Here is an 18,281-nt window from a genome sequence, read left to right as displayed (position 1 = left end):
TTATGGCAAAGTCACAGTTCCCAACAGAAGACATGGCACTTACCACAATTTTGGTAGTGTCTGACATGAGCAAATCAAAAGACTTTTATCAACATGTTCTGGGGGCAGAAATCTATCGGGAATATGGGGGAGATTCCTGTGTTCTTCAATTTCTGGGCAACTGGATTTTACTGGTTACATCCGGCGGACCCACCGAAGATAAACCGGACATGCAATTCGAGGCGCCAACCAAGCCAAATGTTGTCAGTCACTCCTTTACCATTCGGGTGAAAGACTGTATGGGATGCTATGAAACATTAAAGGAACGAGGTGCGAAATTTCTAACTCCTCCTAAAGATTGGGGAGCTGAAATTCGGGCATTTTTCAGAGATCCCGACGGCCATTTATTTGAGATCAGCCAGGCGTGATTTCCATTATAATTCCTACGCTCAACGAGGAAGAGTATTTACGAAAAACCACCCTTCATACGATTAACAAATCATTCAATAGGGATGAATTGGAGTTGATTATTGTGGATGCAGGAAGCAGGGATGACACGTTAGAAAGTATTAAAGATCTGGACGTAACAATTTTTTCTAAACCGGAATTTGCGCTTAAAAAATTTGAAAGCCTAAATTATGGAGTTTCGAAATCACACGGAGAACTCATCATATTTTTAGACGCAGATACATTACTTCCCAATCATTTTGATGACTTGATTGAAAGTAAAATGAGACAAAACAATGTGGTGGGAGGCGCATTTGAATTTGCTTTCGAACGACCTGATTGGAAGCTTTCCTTAGTCACAATTTTAAATAGGATTCGATATCGGTTCGGTAAGATTTTTTATGGTGATCAGGCAGTCTTTGTTAAGAAAGAGGTATTGGATGAAATAGGAGGAGTGCCTGAAGAACCCTTAATGGAAACAGCTTACTTGTGTAAGGCGCTTCGTAAAAGAGGTAAGTTGACAATTATAAGACCAGCTCTCAAGACTTCTGCTCGTAGATTTAAGACTTACGGGTTTTTTAATGTGGCATGGTTTGACCTCAATATGCTTATTCGATTTAATTTAGGACTTTCGGTCTCCAGCTATGCCAAGAAATACTGGGGCAAAAACCTAAAAACCTAGATGGACCAGCCTCTTGTATCTATTATCATGGCAGCTAAAGACACTGCTCCATACCTGCCAAAGTGCATTGATTCGATCTTACGACAGACGTACACAAACTGGGAGCTAATAGCGATAAATGATCATTCCTCAGATAGAACACCTGAAATACTAAAATGGTACGCTGATAAAGACGAGCGAATAAAAGTAGTACACAGCAAGAGGCATAAGTTGATTCCAGCTCTAAAAGAGGGTTATGCCATTGCAAAAGGGGAATTGATAAATCGGATGGATTCTGATGACTACATGCCCGATGATAAACTCGAGGTTTTAGTGAAAGAATGGTCCAAATATGGAAAAGGACACATCATAGCAGGTGGGACAGAACATTTTGTTGATAAAGGAGAGGTGGGAGATGGTTTTCGGAGGTATGAAGAGTGGCTTAATGAAGTCGCTAAAAATGGGACGCACTATCAGGAAATCTATCAGGAGTGTGTGATCCCGTCACATTGTTGGATTATTCATAAAGAGGACTTTGATCAGGTGGATGGATTTAATCCGGAAATCTATCCGGAGGATTACGATTTATGCTTCCGCTTTTACAAAAAAGGTCTCAAAGTTCACGGCATTGATAAGGTATTGCACTACTGGCGCGATCGTTCAAATCGCATATCCAGAACCTGGGAAGAGTATAAAGACAACCGCTACTTCGAAATGAAGGTGAGGTATTTTTATCAGATTGACAGAGATCGGGACCGACCACTCGTTGTGTGGGGCGCAGGACGAAATGGAAAGGATTTGGCCAAACTATTACTTGAGGAAGAAGCAACGTTTCATTGGGTTTGTGACAATGAGCGCAAAATTGGGAAGGACGTATATGGGATAAAAATGCAGCATTTTGCAGATATTCCTTCCATCGAGAATCCTCAGATTTTAATTGTGGTAGCATCCCCTGACGATAAGCAGTCAATTAGTCACCAGCTTAAAAACTGGGGAAAGCAACCGGCTGATGATTATTGGTTTTTTGCATGAAAAATACACCAAGACACATCCTACCAATAATCGTAATCGCTCAGTTTTTTTGCACCTCACTGTGGTTTGCAGGGAATGCCATCATGCCCGAATTGGCCATTAAGCTAAGCCTTGGCTTAGCCGATACCGGTTACATAACATCAGCCGTCCAGTTCGGCTTCATAGTGGGCACACTTGGGTATGCTATCCTTACCATCGCAGATCGATTTAATCCCTCGAATGTTTTTTTTATCAGTGCATTTTTCGGGGCTGGATTCAATTCCTTAATGGTATTGGATGTGTCATTCTATCAGATTCTTACTTTTCGTTTTTTCACAGGATTTTTACTGGCCGGGATTTATCCGGTAGGAATGAAGATTGCAGCAGATTATTACGAAAAGGGGCTGGGTAAAGCACTCAGTTTTTTGGTGGGTGCATTGGTTTTGGGGACAGCTCTACCACACCTGATAGCGAGTTATGATACCTCCTTTGACTGGAAGGTGGTGATAGTATCGACTTCCTGTTTAGCAATTGGTGGTGGTCTCCTTATTAAGCTCTTTGTTGGTGAAGGTCCTTATCGCAAAAAAGGACAAAAACCTAAGTTTGGTCAAATGAAGCAGGCATTCCAAAATAGGCCTTTTCGAGCAGCAGCTTTTGGCTACTTTGGACATATGTGGGAGTTGTACGCCTTTTGGGCATTTGTTCCACTAGTGATTAAAAATAATGGTCACCCACGCTTCTATAGTGGTGAAGTAATTTCGCTGCAGTCATTTCTGATCATTGCAGTCGGGGCGCTGGCTTGTTTTATTGGCGGTTATATTTCGGAGAAATTTGGAACTCAAAAAACCGCAAGAACCTTCCTCTTTCTATCGGGTCTTTGTTGTTTGCTTTCTCCTTTTGCTTTTGAAATTGACAGGCCATATTTTCTAGCTTTTATGGTCTTTTGGGGAATGGTTGTCATTGCAGACTCACCACTTTTCAGCTCATTAGTGGCAATTAGGGCTACCCCCGAACTGAAAGGAACTGCAATGACCATTGTTAACTGTATTGGTTTTGCAATTACGATAGTAAGTATCCAACTCGTTAGCTATTTCGCAATAACATTTGATGAACGAATTATCCTGCTACCATTGGCATTAGGTCCCGCGCTTGGGCTGCTGGCGCTTCGCAAGTCTACTGTCGGGTCATCTTAAACACTTCCGTCCACTTCTTATCTCCATCTTTTAGATCTAGTAGGATTTCCATTTCAGTGTCAGATTTTCGCTCGAAAACCAACCCTTTCAAAATAATCTTGTCTTTGGTAAACTCAATGGCTTTGAAATGGACAAAGTCTTCTTTCGTTTCCCATCCGACCAAATCGGGATTAAAATGTTTGAGTCTGAGGCCGGTAGAATCCATGATCATAAACTCGTAGAAATTGAGGCTGCCATCGCCCTTATAGTGCCTGTAAGTACCCATCATTGTACCATCTACAGCCGGTTCTGACCACAGTTCTTCTGAAACGCCACCGAAACCGTCTCCAGTCCAACTCCCAGCCAGCCATGCGTAAGGAACTTCTGACTTTTGGGCAAAAACAAATATGGATGAGATTGTAAGTGTACCTATAAGTAGTAGCTTTTTCATACAATATTTACTTGATGACGAACACAGCAGGATCAATTGGACATGCCCTCACGTAATTTTTTAGACCTTTCAGGCTCATGTGCAATCCAGGTTTTTAGCAGGCTGTTCATCATGGAAAGAAACTTGATGGACTGCATGTCCGCATTTTGCGGGTTTTTGATAAAACCTGAAATGTCATCTAATGCTGAGAGTTTTGTAAGCTCGTCATTTGACAGCATCCATGATCCCATGGACCACTCAGTGAAGATTCTTTTCTCTTGAAATCCCATTACCCAAACAATGAGGTCCTTATGGCGGACATCTGATTTAATTATTTCCAGAAGTGCAAGTACTTTTTTTTCATTGCCCTCTAAAAACTGGAGATAATGCCCTTCAATGGCCAGTAGCATTCCTGTAATGTCATCTCTGAGATTGTTTCGAATAGAAGCTTTTGTGATGTCTTCTACCACCTCAGGAGTCATTGGTACTCTTGGCTTACTCGTATAAATGAGATAAAAAACCATGGTAGAGAGATTGGTCTTTATTCAAGTTATATAAAATCCATGTCAAAATATCCGGAAGGTTAATTTTTGAACTTTTTAGATCGTTCGGGTTCGTGAGCAATCCAGGTGTTCAAAAGATTACTCATCATTGATATAAAGCGTTTTGATTGTAAGTTGTTATTTACCGGATCTTGCAAGAACTCTTTGAGATCAGCTAAAGCAGAAAGCTTTGTGAGCTCCTCATTGGTAAGCATCCATGACCCCATCGACCATTCTGTAAAGACACGCTCATTGGAAAACCCCTGGATTCGAAGAGTAACATCCTTATGACGAGAATCTTTCTTAATCATATTAAAAAGCTTTTTTACTTCCTCTTCTTCTCCTTCTAAAAATTGAAAATACTTATCATCGAGGCTTAAAAGCATGCCGGTAACATCATGAGCTTTATTCCATTTGATAGCTTCTTTGGTAATCGCATTTACGGTTTCAAGATCTACAGGAGAGCTTGGAGTGCTGGTATAGATTATGTAGTAGATCATTTTTATAAATTAAGTAAATAACCAAGACATTTTGAAGTCAAGTACCTTTTAAGTCTCAGTATTTGCGGATATTTATGTTCTATGAAATCTTTTTTCCGATTCATATTTTATATGATTCTGGTATTCATCCTTTTATCTGGAGTCATCGACCTGCTAAATGAATCAAAATCGGATCAGCCGGTTTGTGAGGATGTTTTCACCGTGATCAATGCAAATAATGATCGTATGCATCAAAGAGAATGGGAAACGAAATTTGCAAAGGCCTTTTGCACCTCATACTACTCAGAGGAGAATGAAAGCCTACGAGCCGGTCGAGCTAGAAATGAGATTATTTATGACATAGAGGATTATGAAAATTTTTGGGGGAAGGTGTATCGTAGGCTTGTTGCTGAAAGCAGAGAAAATCTTGATTTTCTTGCCGATTCTTTGGTTTCTATCTCCAAAGAAAAAAACCTCAGCAGTAGCCAACTAGCTGAACTGGTAGTGACTTTCGTTCAGGACATTCCCTACAGTTATGTAAGAGTTGAGGAGTGTTCGACAGTTGACAATAAGGGGAAACCCTGCATTGGCAATGTTGCACTGGGGTTGCTATCACCTTATGAATTTGTTCATTCCCTTTTTGGTGATTGTGATACTCGAGCCGTTTTGATATACACCCTGTTAGAAAAAATGGGATATGATCCCATGATTGTGATTAGCAATGAATATGCACATGCCATGATTGCTTTGAACATCCCAGCAGCAGGCGATCACCTAAAGTATAGAGGAAAGAACTATTACTTTTGGGAAACTACCGGGAAAGGGTGGCCAATAGGGATTCTCCCTCCAAATTCGAATAATATCAATTACTGGAAAATAGCGCTTGTCAATGAACTCTAATATCGCACTTTTAGCCATAATCGAAATCATCTCGGCAATCACTATCGGGATATTCATCCTTGCATTGACCTACAAACTTGTCCAATGGGTTGGAAGGAAATACTACAAGATTCAAGACTACAATCTCTCCTTTAGCATCTTCGTTTCTGCAATTATTATTTCAGTAGGGATTATGATAAGTGGGATCGTGCAGCCGCTGATTTCATCATTCCGACTGTTAAACCAACAGGAGGATAGCTTCAGACTGGCATTCGAATACATTGCTACTGGTGCCGTTTACATTACGATTGCTTATTCGGCAACAGTGCTGATCGGACTGATCAGTACCTTCCTTTACAGCAAGCTCACACCTATTGATGAGTTTGAGGAAATCAGAAAAAACAATGTGGGAGTTTCGTTAATTATCAGCAGTATTTTAATCACACTCACCCTTCTCACAAAGAGCGGCGTGATTTTGTTGATAGAGGCGATTATCCCATATCCGGAGTTACCGCCTATTTAGCAGTCTGCTTATTGGCCAGAATCGAAAGCTGCAATTCCATTCGTTTTATTTCACGAATGGTTGCATTCTTGTTCATTTCCATGAAATGGAAGATCTTGATCATAGAAACCCCCATCATCATGGTAAAGAAGCCTGCCCCAAATTGCAGCATTTCTATAGTTTCGGTTGTTCCAAAAAATCGATACCCAAAGTATACAGCAAAGCCGAGCATTATGAGTTGAATAACAAAGGTCAAGCCATTGAGCCATCTCATTTTGCCGTGAAATAAAACTCCAAACATTTCCAACATACCTTGCTCATCGTAGGAGTTGAACAACTCTTTTTCATCTTCAGACAATGCTTCTTTGATCATCTGATCTATTTCATCATTCTTTTTCATCCTGGTATAATTTATTTTCTAACATTCCTTTTAAATATTCTCGTCCTCGGAAGAGGCGTGATTTTATCGTTCCAACCGGTAACTTTAGCAACCCACTAATAGTGAGAATTGATAAGTTCTCCTGATAGAATAATTGTATCACCATCTTTTGCTCTTCTGGCAACTTGTCGATTGCCCTTTTTAGTGCATCAAGTGTTCCCTCATCCGGACGTTGACTATGTTCAGCAAATTCAGCTTGTGCGGTCTTTCGAATATCTTCTCTTTTACGATTTACCTGATTAGATCGAATCCAGTCAACGGCCATACGTGTAGCAATTCGCAAAGACCAGCCTTGAAAAGCTCTCGGATCCCGAAGGGTTTTAATCTTTTTGATAATGGTGATCCACGCATCCTGAACAATGTCTGGAGTAGCAGATGCATCTTTTGTAGTGTAGTAGACTCTACCAAGCATTTTTGGGTTCCAACGTTTGACTAACAGCTCAAATGCTTTGCGATCTCCCGACTGGCAATTAATCACCAGCCACTCTTCAATTATGTGATCCGAAGTTTTCATTTGCTAACCCTTAGTCGAAGTAAATCGCAAAAGGTTCAATGAGTTTTTATCAATCTACCGATTGATACCGAAAATCCAGATCAAAAAAGATCAATTATTCATCACGAAGAACATTGGCAGGATTGGTTCTGGCGGCATTCCACGTTTGGGTTATGATTGTCAGGAAACAAAGTGACATTAGAAAGAGAATACTGCCGCCAACTTCCACAATCGTGATATCAGTGCGATAAACTTGCTGTTCAAGAATCAGCTTGTCAAACAAAAAATAGCAGATTGGCGAGCCAATAAGCACAGCCAGGGCCACCATTTTGAAAAACCCTTTTGACAATAAGAAAATGAGCATGCGTTCAGATGCTCCAAAGGTTTTACGAATGCCAATTTCTTTCATCCGAGTTTGAGTAGAATAGAGCGCCATACCAAATAATCCGAGCGAACTAATGGAGATAGCGAGGAACCCGACAAAGCCAAAAATCTTCATGAAGTCAACCAGGAACTTAAAGTACTCCTCAATTTGCTGATCCATGAATTGGGCTTCAAGTCGATGTTTCTTATCTACAGAGTCCCAAACTCCTTCCACTTTGTCAAGCGTGCCAATCATATCTGTACTGGAAATTTTGAGGTTGGCGTATCGGTACTGATCACCATTTCTAAGGACAAAACTGTTGATGTGCTCTTCCAGGTTGGCATAAATGATATCTTGAATCACACCGACAATTTCAACGGATTCACCCGCTACATTAAATACTGTTCCTAATGCCTCAGCGGGAGAGCCAAGCCCAAAGTTTTTGACGAAAGTCTCATTGACAAGCATAGTGGACTCGCGAAGCTTGTTCTCGCCAGCTTCGAAATTGCGTCCTGATATTAATTCAATGCTCATATTGTTTAAGTAACTATGATCGACAAACAGATCATTGACCCACACAGTATCTTGATTTCTCTCATCTACCAGTTGGAGGTTATTCCATGTCCCAACACCGGTGATGTATGAGGAGAATGATACTTCTGATACTTCAGGAAGTTTTAAAAGCTCCGAGCGCATAATTTCAGGGTCGTTTCCCTGAAGACTTACATTCAGGATATTTGACTTATCAAACCCCATGTCCTTATTCAGCGAGTAAGTGTATTGCTTGTTGGTAATGACCACCGCCATGACGAAGATGATGCTCAAAGTGAATTGAGCTACAATTAAGCCCTTTCGGAAATTGATTCCTGACAATGTTTTCAACATCTTTCCAGAGCGTAAGGCGTTGAGCGAGCTAAGTCTGGAAAAGAAAAATGAAGGACTCAGTCCGGCAATTAATCCCGTGATGATTGCGAATACTACAAATAAACCGATCAGCTCTGCTGACAGCTCCAGTCTCACCATTTCTTCAGCCCTTGGCAGCAATCCAATAAAACCAGCACGTAAAAAGCGAAAAAATACAATGCCTAGTCCTAATGAAAAGAGCGAAAGGATGATCGCTTCAACTGTGAATTGACCAAAAATGGATGATCGACTGGCTCCATTAAGTTTTCTCACGCCCACTTCTCTAGCTCTGCGAAGCGAGCGAGCCATGGACAAATTGGTATAATTGAAGATGGCTGATAATAGAATAGCTGCTGCTATGACAGATAAGATAATGATCGGCAAATAGATCATTTTAGGACCAATCGAGTCGCTGATATCTGGTCCTGGCACAATTTCATTAATAGGTTGAAGCTCGAAAGAAGCTGTGAAGTTATTCTGGTCGTAAAAGAAGGTAGGAGCGGTTGATTTCAGCCAGGACTCTACACTGGTTTTTTGCGCATTGTCAGGGATGTAGATGTAATTGTAATAGCGGTCGAGATTTTCCCACTGATCATGACTCTTAGCCAAAAGACCCTGATTTGCCAGCAGAGGTGTGGTGCTAATTGATACAATCGCCTCAAATTGAAGGTGAGAAAATTGGGGAGGATCTGCAACAATACCAGTCACCATTAAAGTCCCCACCCCTTCAATTTCAATTGTTTCTCCCACAGGATCTACGTCTTTGAATGTTTTTTCAACAAAGCTCTCTGAAAGCAGAACCGAAAAGGGCTCTCTTAAGGCCGTGTTTTTATTGCCCTGGATTAGCTCAAAAGTCAGAAAATCGAAGAAGTGCTCATCGGCATAAATGCCCTTTATGAATAGATTCTTTTCATTGGCGGTAGCAGTTCCCTGCATTCTCCTGCCAAGGTTTGTTACTTGTATTCCGGAAATGTGTTGCATCATTTCCTGACCTAAATACCGAGGAGACGAAGCTTGAACATCCAGCTTTCTTGATTGGTAAACGGGAGATGAAATAACCCGATAGATCTCATGCTTGTGCTCGTGAAACTCATCAAACTTGAGCAAATCCGTGATCATACCAATAACCAGGAGCCCGGCAGACATGGCCACTGAAAGGCTGAAAATATTGATAAAAGAAAACAGCTTGTTGCGCTTCAGATTTCTCAATGAAATGGTGACGTAACTTCCTAGCAAAGCTGTCTGATATCCCGGTCCGGAGGTTGGTTTACTCATCACAGAAGGACGAATCATTTTTAGGACTTCCCGAGTGTAAATCCTGCGAGCTTTGTTTAATCCATACTTTTCCTTATTTCTAAGAAAAGTCTCTTCAAGATCCCCTTCCAGCTCTTCAAAAAGAGGGTCTTTGCAAAACCACTTGAAGAGTCGATAGGCGAATGATGGTATCTCCGGATGTTTCATACTATTTGGGTTGCAGTCCTTTTGATTGATTAGGTGAGTTTTGGAATGAGGCCCCACATACCTTCTCGTAACTGTTTAGCCTCCTGTAATGTGGCTAGTCCCTTTTTGGTTACTTCGTAAAATCGTTTGCGTCTACCACCTCGCTCAGAGGTAGGCTCTCCATATCCGGAAGTAATAAATCCTTTTTCTTCCAGCCGGGTCAGTGCGGTATGTAAAGCTCCTCTACTTATTGATCGACCCATTCGTCGATCTATTTCTTCTTGGATTGTCACACCGTAAGCGTTCTTTTCGAGTATGAGGATACTCAGCATTACGATCTCTTGAAATTCTCCCAGATGTGTTCCTTTCATGGGGTTGATTTTTATTAGTTACTTAAATGGAGACGTAATAATAACATATATGTTACTTAAATGGAGAAAAAATTTAATTGTAAGATTAAAGTAGCTAACCATATCCTTGTAAAGGATTTGTTTTGTTAGGCTTAGAATGGTTTAATGTTATTTGTATCGCAGATTGTTAACAAAAGAGAATTTATTTTAAACACCTGAATATGAATCCGGGACAATTATATACGGGAATCTACCTCTGCATACTGGTTCAGATATGCTTCGTGTCCTTGATCAACTTTTACCAAAAGAAGCTACAAAATCGCATACTTGGGATCATTTGTTTTTTGTTTGCCATCTCAATTGTGAAGATTGCCTATTGGGAACCGATACAAGGAACCATGTTCTCCATGATCTTTGGCGGGCCTCATTTGTTCTTATTTCCACCAATCCTTTATGTCTACCTGCGTTCATTAACTAAGGAAAGGAACAAGGAATTATTGATTCACTTATTCGTTCCAATAGTCGCATATCTTATAATTCGACCGATCAGAATAGCAATCCTTGGCTGGCCATCCGATTCCTTTAGTGAGGTTATTTACCATGAATTGATCCTCATTGCGATCATGATTTTTTATCACTGGAAATGTAAAAAGATTATAAAATATGATTTGAACAGGCAATTAAAATCGCATTTGGTCGGTCGATTTAAACGCTTTTACTATTCAATGTATCTTTATTTAATAGCCAGCACATTATTTCTTCTTCCGCTTTCATTTAATTATCATTATCAGCTCCCGACACTTACAGATTTAAACTATAACTATGTTTTTCCTGCCTATTTGTTCTCGTTCAGGTATCTATTCATGATTCCCTGCATGTTCTTCATTTTTTACTCTTTGACCGAAGTTTCGTGGATGAAGCGCTTGTTTATTTCAGCAGCTATTGAGGAAAAACGAATGGATAATGATGTAGAATTCTTAGAGCTTCATCGCCTTTTAAAGGCATCCGATTTTTACACCAATCCCAATTTGAATGTGGAAATGTTTCTGAAGGATAGTAACATTCCGAGAGCCACACTAAAAGCCTTTCTTTCAGAGAATGGGTATTCCAATTTTAATGAAATGATCAATACACTTCGTGTGAATGCATTCAAACGGATGGTCTCTCAAGCTGAGAATCAGAAGTACGATCTTTTTAGTTTAGCCCGGGAAGCAGGATTCAATTCCAAAGCTTCATTTTTCAGGGTCTTTAAACAGCTGGAAGGTGTCACACCTAATCAGTATCATAGAAGCAATATCAATAAGTCCTGATTTGTCTCAAAAATTAAAAATGAGACTTGTGTGTGCTTTTGAGAGTCTAAATCCGTGTATCCCGGCGATAGTTTTACCTAGGACTAAATGAAGCCTGATTAAATAATGGCTGGTAAGACTAATGAAAGAATTAATAAAACTCACTTGCATCCTGGGGATGCTATTTGCACACATATCAAGTGCTCAAAAATCAACCTCACCTCTTTGGTTGAATTTAATACCTGGTAAATACGATGTTGGGTTCAAAGCAGAATTTTTGGTTGACACAACCCGAATGTTCCCATCATCAGATTCTTTACCGCATGCATTGAAAGGAAGACCCATCAGGGTCAAAGTGTATTATCCGGGAACGAAGCAAAACTCGAGCTTACAAATGAGTTTCGAAGATCAAATACGTCTATATCCTTCTAATCCACAGTTTGCGAATTACAATGCAGTGCTAGGGTTGAGAGACATAAATCTTCAGGGACAGTTCGGCCCTCGCTCCGACTCACTCATGAGAGTATTATTTAGAATGGAGACCATGGCATATTCTGAAATCCCTGTAAATGAAGGTACGTTCCCTATGCTGATTTATAATCTGGGATTAGACGATCATCAAATGGAAAATTCAGTGCTTTGGGAGTACCTCGCTAGTCATGGTTACATCGTGGTTGTGATTCCATGCCTGGGAAACAGCCTTGAAAATAAATATGTGAACTACAATAGCAAAGGACTTGAAGGCTTGTATTTGGATGCATTATTTGCATTAAACACTTACAGAAAGAAGGACTATATTGACAAAGAGCGGATAGGAGCCATTGGCCACAGTTTTGGAGGAGCTGTTGCAGCATTGCTGGCGTGCAGAAATTCAGATGTTAAAGCAGTAGCCTCCCTGGATGGCACGATAAATAACCCGAGATCTCAAAATTTCCTTGATTCGCTTGATATCAATGCCAATACGATGCAGGTACCACTATTAAACTTATATACGAAAGCTCATGACAAAGACCTCACTATAGTCGAATCACTAGAAACACCCGTTTATGACGTTGGCTTTCATCGTGCGTCTCATTTTGATTTTCAAAATTTTGGCCTTTTTGCTCATGTGATAGGAGTTGATGATTCGCGAGTTGTAAGAAGAAGGAGTTCCGAAGAAGGAAAAGACGTTGTATTAGGTACAATAACTTTGACAAAAAGCTTTTTTGACTATTATTTTTTCGACGATCTGAAAGGTCTTTCGGTTATCAAAGGAGAAGGCCCTGGCTCAGAAAGATTAAATGAACTTGGAGAATTTAAAAACTGATAAAGATGAACTTTAATAAAGCTGATGCACGATCCAAGCTATTCTTCGTCCTTGTGACATTTATGTTTCAGGGGCTAAGTCAGGAAGTAGTTGGAAAAGCAGAGGTTTACCTTCCTGGGATCGTTTCTTTAGAAACTACCTGGGATGAATACCTTTCCTTTTCTCCGGACGGTAATCTTTTGACATTCACTCGTTCCGGATCTGATTTGCCTCATTTTGATCGGAGAATCTACTTTTCATACAAGGTAGATGGAAATTGGTCAGAACCTGTTTTGGCTCCTTTCTCCGGTGATTTCTTTGATAGGGGATCTTCTTTCTCTCCAGATGGAAACAGGATCTACTTTGGGTCGAATAGGCCTGGTGATAGAGGGTTTGACTATGATAGCGATATCTGGTATTCATCAAAAGCGGAGGACGGGTCATGGAGTGAAGCCAAACGAATGCCGGATGTGATTAACTCGGACGAGTTCAACGAAGGACATCCCTATGTAGCCAAAAGTGGTAATCTGTATTTTGTCAGGTACAAACGGGGAGTTGAGACGGACATATATGTGAGTAAGTGGGAGAATGGGGTCTTTCAAGAACCGTACAAGCTCAATGACAACATAAACACCGATGGGCCAGATTCACACTGTTACATTGATCCGGATGAGCGCTTTTTGATATTTACGCCTACAGATCGTGAAGGAGGCATTGGTGCAGGTGATGTTTATATCAGCTACTTTGAGGATGGAGACTGGCAAGCACCCGTCTGTCTGGGAAAAGAACTCAGCACTGAATTATATGAATACAGTGCCAAACCGGGACCTGGAGGAAGACTGTATTTCACTCGCGCAAAATTCGGATCAGACGGAATCCCTGCTGATATCTACTCAATTAAGGTAATGCTGGACTGAGCTGAAATCAGAAGTAGCATTATAAAGCAGGCAAATATAAATTCAGATATCTGGTCATTAGTATGAGGATACTCAGCATGACGATCTCTTGAAATTCTCCCAGATGTGTTCCTTTCATGGGGTTGATTTTTATTAGTTACTTAAATGGAGACGTAATAATAAACGATATGTTTCATAAATGGAGATAAAATAAGTCAGAACCTTAACTATTCGGAAATTGTTTGCTACTCAAACACGCAGAATATGAATCCGTATTGCGATCCTGAAACGGGCATTTGCACGCCATCAAGCTTTGAAGACCTTCAGTCGATTGGTCAGAAAAAGCTGACTGAGAAAACAGAAATCATTTATGTTGGAGATCCTATGTGTTCATGGTGCTGGGGCATTTCACCCGACCTCATCAAGCTTCGAGATTATTATCGAGACAAGGAAGTAGGCTATCGAGTAGTAGTAGGCGGGTTACGCCCCGGAGGAGGAGATGCCTGGGATGATAAAATGAAAGATTTTCTTAAAGAACACTGGGGGCATGTCAATGAGATGAGTGGTCAACCGTTTGGATATAAATTGATGGAGCTGGAAGATTTCAATTACGATACAGAGCCTGCTTGTAGGGGGGTAGTGGCTGCCCGACCATTGGTTGGGGATAGCGAAATGGAATTCTTTGAAGAGGTTCAGCGAAAGTTCTATGTAGATTCCGAGGATCCGGGTAAAATAGAATTCTATCAAAGCATCTGCGAAAAATTTGAAATTGATTACCAAAAATTCACAACTCGATTTCAAGATGAAGAAGTTCGCTATGAAACCAGAAATGAATTTGCACTGAATCGCCAGTGGGGTGTTCAGGGCTATCCAACCATTGTTCTGCTTCATCAGGATCAACTATTCATGGTAGCTCACGGGTATGCAACATTCGATCAAATGAAATCCCAAATCACTAAAACCATGCTGGAGGTCGCAAAAGACTAATTTTAGAAAAAGTGACTTAGGCAGTCGAAAACATTACCTCCCCCAAGCCACAAGACTTTATTTTCACATTTAGTTAGATCCCTTAGGGGGTCACATATCTGGTCAGTACTTAGCACCAACCAATAAATACTGCCCCGCATGAAAATTCTTCTTTCGCTCATAACCATCTTAATTTTTCAGCTAGGAGTTGCTCAAAAAGTGGTTTACTTTCCCGGCTTTGAATTAATCAATATGGAGCCTTCCAATGGGCTGCAGTACTCTACCTCTAAACTGATCAAATCCTACATTGAAGACAATCATGACTATACCATTTTGTTGGATGAACGCATTGGGGCAAATGTCTACCTTGGACGAGAGTTACTTTCTAATTCGATAGCCAAAGCAACAGAATTAGATGCACGTTATTTCATGACGGGTGAAATCCATTACCTACAAGGGGTTTATATCATCTCATTAGGAGTTTATGAAACGGCCACTCGCGAGCAGGTATGGCATGACATGGCAAAAGGTGCTGCTGAGCAGGATCTTGATCCATTGCTTTCACGGTTGGGTCGGTCTTTTTTTACCAGCAGAACAGCGAAAACCGATATTGAGATCGATGAGGTGACGGAGTATGATCAGATGGGAGTTGAGCTGGCCCAAATAAAAGTGAATCACTTTGTTGGGGTGATGTTAGGAGGCAAAGTCATTCCGAATGAAAGCACGATTTCAGGATTTGGTCTTGCATATACCTATGATGCATCTACGGTGTTGTTCAATTTTGATTTTGAGTTGTTTCCTTCATCTACCTTATCCATTAGTCATCATTCCGGCAAACGAAAACTACAAACCGGAAACATAAGCCTGGGAGTCACTTATCCGTTGACCCGAAAACGTACCACGCTTTATGTAAATGGAGGGATGGAGTATGGTTATACCACGCTGAAAGACCGAGTGTATGATGCAGACTACTCTACAACAGAAGCAGGCATTGGAGCTTTTGCCGGAGGCGGTGTGATGATCAATCGAAACTCTACCGTCAACCTGCGGATATTTACCGCTATCTCGGTTCCTTTTTATCGGGTAGATGACACGAGTGTTACCGGGTTTAAATTTGGAATCGTGACATCCTTTGCAAGAAAAAACTGAATCAATTATCAATAACTTTTGGCCAGTTTATCTCCGCTTGCTTGATAAAATTTGTCTGGTCTGCTTCCCACTTCTTTTGGATGCCCTTGCTGTAGTTGAGGTAGAGTTTGCCTCCTACTATTTTCCATGCGTCAGGTTCTATCTTGTAAAGGCTACCTTTTGAAACACCGAAGGCACAGAATCCACCAAACTGAGGCGCATACTTTTCCGGGTTCGCTTTAAAGGTTTCTAGGTTTTCTTGTGAACTGAAATACCAGTCGGCTTCCTTCCATTTCAAAGTATATGCTGCTATTCCCTTAACAGGTTCACCCTTCACGAAATAGGCTACAGGGTCGTATCCCTTTATCGCTCCATCTTTTGTGGAGTAGATGGGACTTTTCTGTGCGAATGCAATGATACTGGCAAGAAATAGAAATGTGGATGCGAATGTTTTCATATCAGCTATTACGATCTTTTTTAAAGAAGGATTGTGTAGGCAATGCCGTTTGTCAGCTGGAAGTCACCGGTTTTGTGAGAGATGCTTCGTTCCTCAGCATGACAGAATTGAAATGTCATCTTGAGCTACAGCGAAGGATCTCTTTATCTTTAGTTAGTGAAGAACCACAACTATTTCGTTTACATAACTACCAACAAATCGAAGAAAGTCCTATATACGGGAATGACTAATGATTTAAGAGCAAGACTTGGACAACATCTTGAAGATGCAATGAATAAAAAGAAAACTTTCGCGGGTAAATACAATTGCCATTTCCTGGTTTATTGGGAAAGGCATCAATATGTAAATCATGCCATTGAGAGAGAGAAAGAGATTAAAGGGTGGAAGCGCTTTAAGAAAGAAGATTTGATCAATTCAATAAATCCCGATTGGAGATTCTTAAATGATGAGGTTGATTGAGATGCTTCCTGCGTCAGCATGACAGCACGGAACCCAGATAATAGCGATTTATTAATCATTAGCACTGAATTTAAATCGAAGTGTCATCCTGAGCCACAGCGAAGGATCTATTCCAAAAAACGGGAATTGGGTATATTTAACTATGAAAGTTCCTACCGATTTACAGATTCTTTCTGAGATTTATTCATCTTATTACGATGAATTTAGGAGCTACAAAGAAGAAAGTAGAAGAAATAAAATTCATGTTCCTATCGATGTAGAGAAGATTGCAAATAAGCTTGGGGTTGATGAAGACATTGTATTCGGAAGACTGTATTACCATCTTAATCAGAAGTATGGGTATAAGCAAGATAATGGAGTGAGAGTGGATTTTTTTCTATTGGGACTTGGAAATGAAAGGCATTGTGTTCAGTTTCCGCTCATGGCCTCTGTTTTGGCGGATCTAAAAAAGGAAAATAGAAAGTTCAAAATAGCTACCACTATTGCAATTATTTCACTCATCATTTCTCTGATATCACTCTCCATTTCGATAATGAGAGGCTGATTAACTCAACACCCTCGCCGGCAGCATAAACAGCGCCCTTATAAATGCGAACACTCCCTCAACTGCAAAACCGAGAATTCGGAATGGAAGTAACACCAACCAAATAATCGGATAGAATAAAAGGATTGCCAGTGCTAATGGCCAGCAAATCACCAACAGGATAAACCAAAGTAGTAGTTTCATACAGGGTTTTACGTTTAGGCTAACAGGGTGGTTATCTGATCGAATGTGAACAATATCACGTGCAAAATCGTCCGTTTTAGTACGAAAAAGCCTCTTTATCTTTTGTATATTTAGTACATGAAGCTACCAATCTATCAAGTCGACGCGTTTACTGATCATCTATTTGCCGGGAACCCGGCAGCCATAGTTCCAATTGGAGATGAGTGGCCGATGGATGATGTCCTACAAAAAATCGCTATTGAAAACAACCTTTCGGAAACTGCCTTTTTTCAGAATCAGGGAGATTTTTTTGAGCTGAGATGGTTTACACCGGAATTTGAAATTGACCTCTGTGGACATGCAACGCTTGCTTCCGCTCATGTGATATATAATCACCTGGGGTATACAAAAGATCAAATTGATTTTGAGACCATGAGTGGACCTTTGATCGTGAAAAGAAAAGATCACCTACTTCAATTGGATTTTCCATCAAGAAATCCAGAGAAGGCGGAAATGAAAGAGGGATTGATGGAGGCGTTTTCTTTGACACCCAAAGAGGTGCTTAAATCCAGAGATTGGGTACTCGTGTATGATAGTGAGGCAGATGTGCGCGCGCTTAAAGTAAATGAAACGTTGTTGAGTCCTGAGCACTTTGAGAAAGGTGGAGTCATTTGCACGGCGAAGGGCGATGGAGTAGACTTTGTTTCACGATTCTTCTTTCCGGGAGGAGCATTATTCGAAGATCCTGTAACTGGTTCCTCGCATTGTTCACTCATTCCATACTGGTCAGAAAAACTAGGTAAAAAGGAAATGATTGCATATCAGCTATCAGAACGTAAAGGATATCTGCACTGTACTGATCTTGGCGAAAGGGTACTTATTGCAGGGAATGCTGTGACCTACATGAAAGGAGAGATCGAAATTTAGCAAGTGATTTTACCGTCACAACGAACCTGCCCAAAGGCAGGTGAAGCGATCTTTTTTCATGAACTGCTTCGTGATCT

23 protein-coding genes are annotated in these 18,281 nt (G+C 40.6%); 14 read left to right on the top strand and 9 right to left on the bottom strand.

The annotated features are described in order from the left end of the window. The first annotated feature begins 2 nt into the window (after positions 1–2). From ACO05G_RS16345 to ACO05G_RS16330, 4 genes are read left to right on the top strand one after another with little or no spacing between them, the layout of a single operon-like run. Positions 3–407 (top strand): VOC family protein, encoded by a 405-nt coding sequence (locus tag ACO05G_RS16345; protein ID WP_421763713.1) that lies wholly within the window; start codon positions 3–5, stop codon positions 405–407. Beyond that, positions 404–1,108, top strand: coding sequence for a glycosyltransferase (locus tag ACO05G_RS16340; protein ID WP_421763712.1), 705 nt, complete (start codon positions 404–406; stop codon positions 1,106–1,108). The genes ACO05G_RS16345 and ACO05G_RS16340 overlap by 4 nt, the downstream gene beginning before the upstream one ends. Further along, positions 1,109–2,119, top strand: coding sequence for a glycosyltransferase (locus tag ACO05G_RS16335; RefSeq protein WP_421763711.1), 1,011 nt, complete (start codon positions 1,109–1,111; stop codon positions 2,117–2,119). It abuts the gene before it with no gap. Beyond that, positions 2,116–3,291 carry an MFS transporter gene (locus ACO05G_RS16330; protein ID WP_421763710.1) on the top strand — a complete coding sequence of 392 codons (1,176 nt, stop codon included), beginning with the start codon at positions 2,116–2,118 and terminating at the stop codon, positions 3,289–3,291. The genes ACO05G_RS16335 and ACO05G_RS16330 overlap by 4 nt, the downstream gene beginning before the upstream one ends. On the opposite strand, the gene ACO05G_RS16325 is transcribed toward ACO05G_RS16330, so the two are convergent. The 3 genes from ACO05G_RS16325 to ACO05G_RS16315 are packed head-to-tail and all read right to left on the bottom strand — an operon-like array spanning position 3,272 to position 4,742. Then, positions 3,272–3,721: a DUF6265 family protein gene (locus ACO05G_RS16325; protein ID WP_421763709.1), complete on the bottom strand. Its 450-nt coding sequence runs from the start codon at positions 3,719–3,721 to the stop codon at positions 3,272–3,274. The two genes, ACO05G_RS16330 and ACO05G_RS16325, sit on opposite strands and share 20 nt — an antisense overlap. Positions 3,722–3,753: 32 nt before the next feature. Further along, positions 3,754–4,224, bottom strand: coding sequence for a BLUF domain-containing protein (locus ACO05G_RS16320; RefSeq protein WP_421763708.1), 471 nt, complete (start codon positions 4,222–4,224; stop codon positions 3,754–3,756). A 59-nt stretch (positions 4,225–4,283) separates the two neighbouring features. Further along, positions 4,284–4,742, bottom strand: coding sequence for a BLUF domain-containing protein (locus ACO05G_RS16315; RefSeq protein WP_421763707.1), 459 nt, complete (start codon positions 4,740–4,742; stop codon positions 4,284–4,286). Positions 4,743–4,823: 81 nt separating this feature from the next. On the opposite strand from ACO05G_RS16315, the gene ACO05G_RS16310 reads away from it, so the two are divergent. Together ACO05G_RS16310 and ACO05G_RS16305 are read left to right on the top strand one after the other, a co-directional pair. Further along, a complete protein-coding gene (locus ACO05G_RS16310) occupies positions 4,824–5,621 on the top strand; it encodes a hypothetical protein (RefSeq protein ID WP_421763706.1) in 798 nt (265 codons plus the stop codon). Continuing rightward, complete coding sequence (locus tag ACO05G_RS16305) at positions 5,611–6,123, top strand: DUF350 domain-containing protein (RefSeq protein ID WP_348282962.1); 513 nt, start codon at positions 5,611–5,613, stop codon at positions 6,121–6,123. The genes ACO05G_RS16310 and ACO05G_RS16305 overlap by 11 nt, the downstream gene beginning before the upstream one ends. Here the strand turns inward: ACO05G_RS16305 and ACO05G_RS16300 are convergent. From ACO05G_RS16300 to ACO05G_RS16285, 4 genes are all read right to left on the bottom strand, one after another. Continuing rightward, a complete protein-coding gene (locus tag ACO05G_RS16300) occupies positions 6,116–6,502 on the bottom strand; it encodes a DUF6768 family protein (protein ID WP_421763705.1) in 387 nt (128 codons plus the stop codon). The two genes, ACO05G_RS16305 and ACO05G_RS16300, sit on opposite strands and share 8 nt — an antisense overlap. Then, positions 6,489–7,055, bottom strand: coding sequence for an RNA polymerase sigma factor (locus tag ACO05G_RS16295; protein ID WP_421763704.1), 567 nt, complete (start codon positions 7,053–7,055; stop codon positions 6,489–6,491). The genes ACO05G_RS16300 and ACO05G_RS16295 overlap by 14 nt, the downstream gene beginning before the upstream one ends. A 94-nt stretch (positions 7,056–7,149) precedes the next feature. Further along, positions 7,150–9,762: an ABC transporter permease gene (locus ACO05G_RS16290; protein WP_421763703.1), complete on the bottom strand. Its 2,613-nt coding sequence runs from the start codon at positions 9,760–9,762 to the stop codon at positions 7,150–7,152. Between the two features lie 29 nt (positions 9,763–9,791). After that, positions 9,792–10,112, bottom strand: coding sequence for a PadR family transcriptional regulator (locus tag ACO05G_RS16285; protein WP_421763702.1), 321 nt, complete (start codon positions 10,110–10,112; stop codon positions 9,792–9,794). A 704-nt stretch (positions 10,113–10,816) separates the two neighbouring features. Here ACO05G_RS16285 and ACO05G_RS16280 point away from each other — a divergent pair. The 5 genes from ACO05G_RS16280 to ACO05G_RS16260 all read left to right on the top strand — a co-directional run bounded on the left by ACO05G_RS16280 (position 10,817) and on the right by ACO05G_RS16260 (position 15,676). Next, entirely contained in the window at positions 10,817–11,401 is a 585-nt protein-coding gene (locus tag ACO05G_RS16280; protein WP_421763701.1) for a helix-turn-helix domain-containing protein, read from the top strand. 121 nt (positions 11,402–11,522) lie between these two features. Beyond that, a complete protein-coding gene (locus tag ACO05G_RS16275; RefSeq protein WP_421763700.1) occupies positions 11,523–12,686 on the top strand; it encodes an alpha/beta hydrolase family protein in 1,164 nt (387 codons plus the stop codon). Between the two features lie 5 nt (positions 12,687–12,691). Further along, the gene (locus ACO05G_RS16270; RefSeq protein WP_421763699.1) at positions 12,692–13,582 is read left to right on the top strand and encodes a hypothetical protein; all 891 of its coding nucleotides are present in this window, start codon (positions 12,692–12,694) and stop codon (positions 13,580–13,582) included. Between the two features lie 243 nt (positions 13,583–13,825). Next, positions 13,826–14,548, top strand: coding sequence for a DsbA family protein (locus ACO05G_RS16265; RefSeq protein WP_421763698.1), 723 nt, complete (start codon positions 13,826–13,828; stop codon positions 14,546–14,548). 138 nt (positions 14,549–14,686) lie between these two features. Next, positions 14,687–15,676: a hypothetical protein gene (locus ACO05G_RS16260; RefSeq protein WP_421763697.1), complete on the top strand. Its 990-nt coding sequence runs from the start codon at positions 14,687–14,689 to the stop codon at positions 15,674–15,676. Between the two features lies 1 nt (position 15,677). Here ACO05G_RS16260 and ACO05G_RS16255 read toward each other — a convergent pair whose 3' ends face one another. Continuing rightward, complete coding sequence (locus ACO05G_RS16255; RefSeq protein ID WP_421763696.1) at positions 15,678–16,112, bottom strand: YHS domain-containing (seleno)protein; 435 nt, start codon at positions 16,110–16,112, stop codon at positions 15,678–15,680. Positions 16,113–16,268: 156 nt separating this feature from the next. Between ACO05G_RS16255 and ACO05G_RS16250 the strand changes: the two genes are divergently transcribed. Together ACO05G_RS16250 and ACO05G_RS16245 are read left to right on the top strand one after the other, a co-directional pair. After that, positions 16,269–16,571, top strand: a complete 303-nt coding sequence (locus ACO05G_RS16250) for a GIY-YIG nuclease family protein (RefSeq protein ID WP_421763695.1) — start codon at positions 16,269–16,271, stop codon at positions 16,569–16,571. Positions 16,572–16,713: 142 nt separating this feature from the next. Beyond that, positions 16,714–17,115: a hypothetical protein gene (locus tag ACO05G_RS16245; RefSeq protein ID WP_421763694.1), complete on the top strand. Its 402-nt coding sequence runs from the start codon at positions 16,714–16,716 to the stop codon at positions 17,113–17,115. Here the strand turns inward: ACO05G_RS16245 and ACO05G_RS16240 are convergent, their stop codons facing one another. After that, on the bottom strand, positions 17,116–17,298 hold the full coding sequence (locus ACO05G_RS16240; protein ID WP_421763693.1) for a hypothetical protein: 183 nt from the start codon (positions 17,296–17,298) through the stop codon (positions 17,116–17,118). A gap of 117 nt (positions 17,299–17,415) precedes the next feature. On the opposite strand from ACO05G_RS16240, the gene ACO05G_RS16235 reads away from it, so the two are divergent. Beyond that, positions 17,416–18,204 (top strand): PhzF family phenazine biosynthesis protein, encoded by a 789-nt coding sequence (locus tag ACO05G_RS16235; RefSeq protein ID WP_421763692.1) that lies wholly within the window; start codon positions 17,416–17,418, stop codon positions 18,202–18,204. Positions 18,205–18,281 lie beyond the last annotated feature (77 nt).

Origin of the sequence: Ekhidna sp. (assembly GCF_965227465.1) — a bacterium.
Classification (GTDB): domain Bacteria; phylum Bacteroidota; class Bacteroidia; order Cytophagales; family Cyclobacteriaceae; genus Ekhidna.
Note: the sequence above shows the minus strand (reverse complement) of the source record. Positions and strands in the feature narration are given on the sequence as shown.

Bases quoted from the DNA above. Each gene is read 5' to 3' on its own strand.
- ACO05G_RS16345 (WP_421763713.1), top strand. From the start codon at position 3: ATGGCAAAGTCACAGTTCCCAACAGAAGACATGGCACTTACCACAATT.
- ACO05G_RS16335 (WP_421763711.1), top strand. From the start codon at position 1,109: ATGGACCAGCCTCTTGTATCTATTATCATGGCAGCTAAAGACACTGCT.
- ACO05G_RS16330 (WP_421763710.1), top strand. From the start codon at position 2,116: ATGAAAAATACACCAAGACACATCCTACCAATAATCGTAATCGCTCAG.
- ACO05G_RS16325 (WP_421763709.1), bottom strand. From the start codon at position 3,721: ATGAAAAAGCTACTACTTATAGGTACACTTACAATCTCATCCATATTT.
- ACO05G_RS16320 (WP_421763708.1), bottom strand. From the start codon at position 4,224: ATGGTTTTTTATCTCATTTATACGAGTAAGCCAAGAGTACCAATGACT.
- ACO05G_RS16315 (WP_421763707.1), bottom strand. From the start codon at position 4,742: ATGATCTACTACATAATCTATACCAGCACTCCAAGCTCTCCTGTAGAT.
- ACO05G_RS16310 (WP_421763706.1), top strand. From the start codon at position 4,824: ATGAAATCTTTTTTCCGATTCATATTTTATATGATTCTGGTATTCATC.
- ACO05G_RS16305 (WP_348282962.1), top strand. From the start codon at position 5,611: ATGAACTCTAATATCGCACTTTTAGCCATAATCGAAATCATCTCGGCA.
- ACO05G_RS16300 (WP_421763705.1), bottom strand. From the start codon at position 6,502: ATGAAAAAGAATGATGAAATAGATCAGATGATCAAAGAAGCATTGTCT.
- ACO05G_RS16295 (WP_421763704.1), bottom strand. From the start codon at position 7,055: ATGAAAACTTCGGATCACATAATTGAAGAGTGGCTGGTGATTAATTGC.
- ACO05G_RS16290 (WP_421763703.1), bottom strand. From the start codon at position 9,762: ATGAAACATCCGGAGATACCATCATTCGCCTATCGACTCTTCAAGTGG.
- ACO05G_RS16285 (WP_421763702.1), bottom strand. From the start codon at position 10,112: ATGAAAGGAACACATCTGGGAGAATTTCAAGAGATCGTAATGCTGAGT.
- ACO05G_RS16280 (WP_421763701.1), top strand. From the start codon at position 10,817: ATGTATCTTTATTTAATAGCCAGCACATTATTTCTTCTTCCGCTTTCA.
- ACO05G_RS16275 (WP_421763700.1), top strand. From the start codon at position 11,523: ATGAAAGAATTAATAAAACTCACTTGCATCCTGGGGATGCTATTTGCA.
- ACO05G_RS16270 (WP_421763699.1), top strand. From the start codon at position 12,692: ATGAACTTTAATAAAGCTGATGCACGATCCAAGCTATTCTTCGTCCTT.
- ACO05G_RS16265 (WP_421763698.1), top strand. From the start codon at position 13,826: ATGAATCCGTATTGCGATCCTGAAACGGGCATTTGCACGCCATCAAGC.
- ACO05G_RS16260 (WP_421763697.1), top strand. From the start codon at position 14,687: ATGAAAATTCTTCTTTCGCTCATAACCATCTTAATTTTTCAGCTAGGA.
- ACO05G_RS16255 (WP_421763696.1), bottom strand. From the start codon at position 16,112: ATGAAAACATTCGCATCCACATTTCTATTTCTTGCCAGTATCATTGCA.
- ACO05G_RS16245 (WP_421763694.1), top strand. From the start codon at position 16,714: ATGAAAGTTCCTACCGATTTACAGATTCTTTCTGAGATTTATTCATCT.
- ACO05G_RS16240 (WP_421763693.1), bottom strand. From the start codon at position 17,298: ATGAAACTACTACTTTGGTTTATCCTGTTGGTGATTTGCTGGCCATTA.
- ACO05G_RS16235 (WP_421763692.1), top strand. From the start codon at position 17,416: ATGAAGCTACCAATCTATCAAGTCGACGCGTTTACTGATCATCTATTT.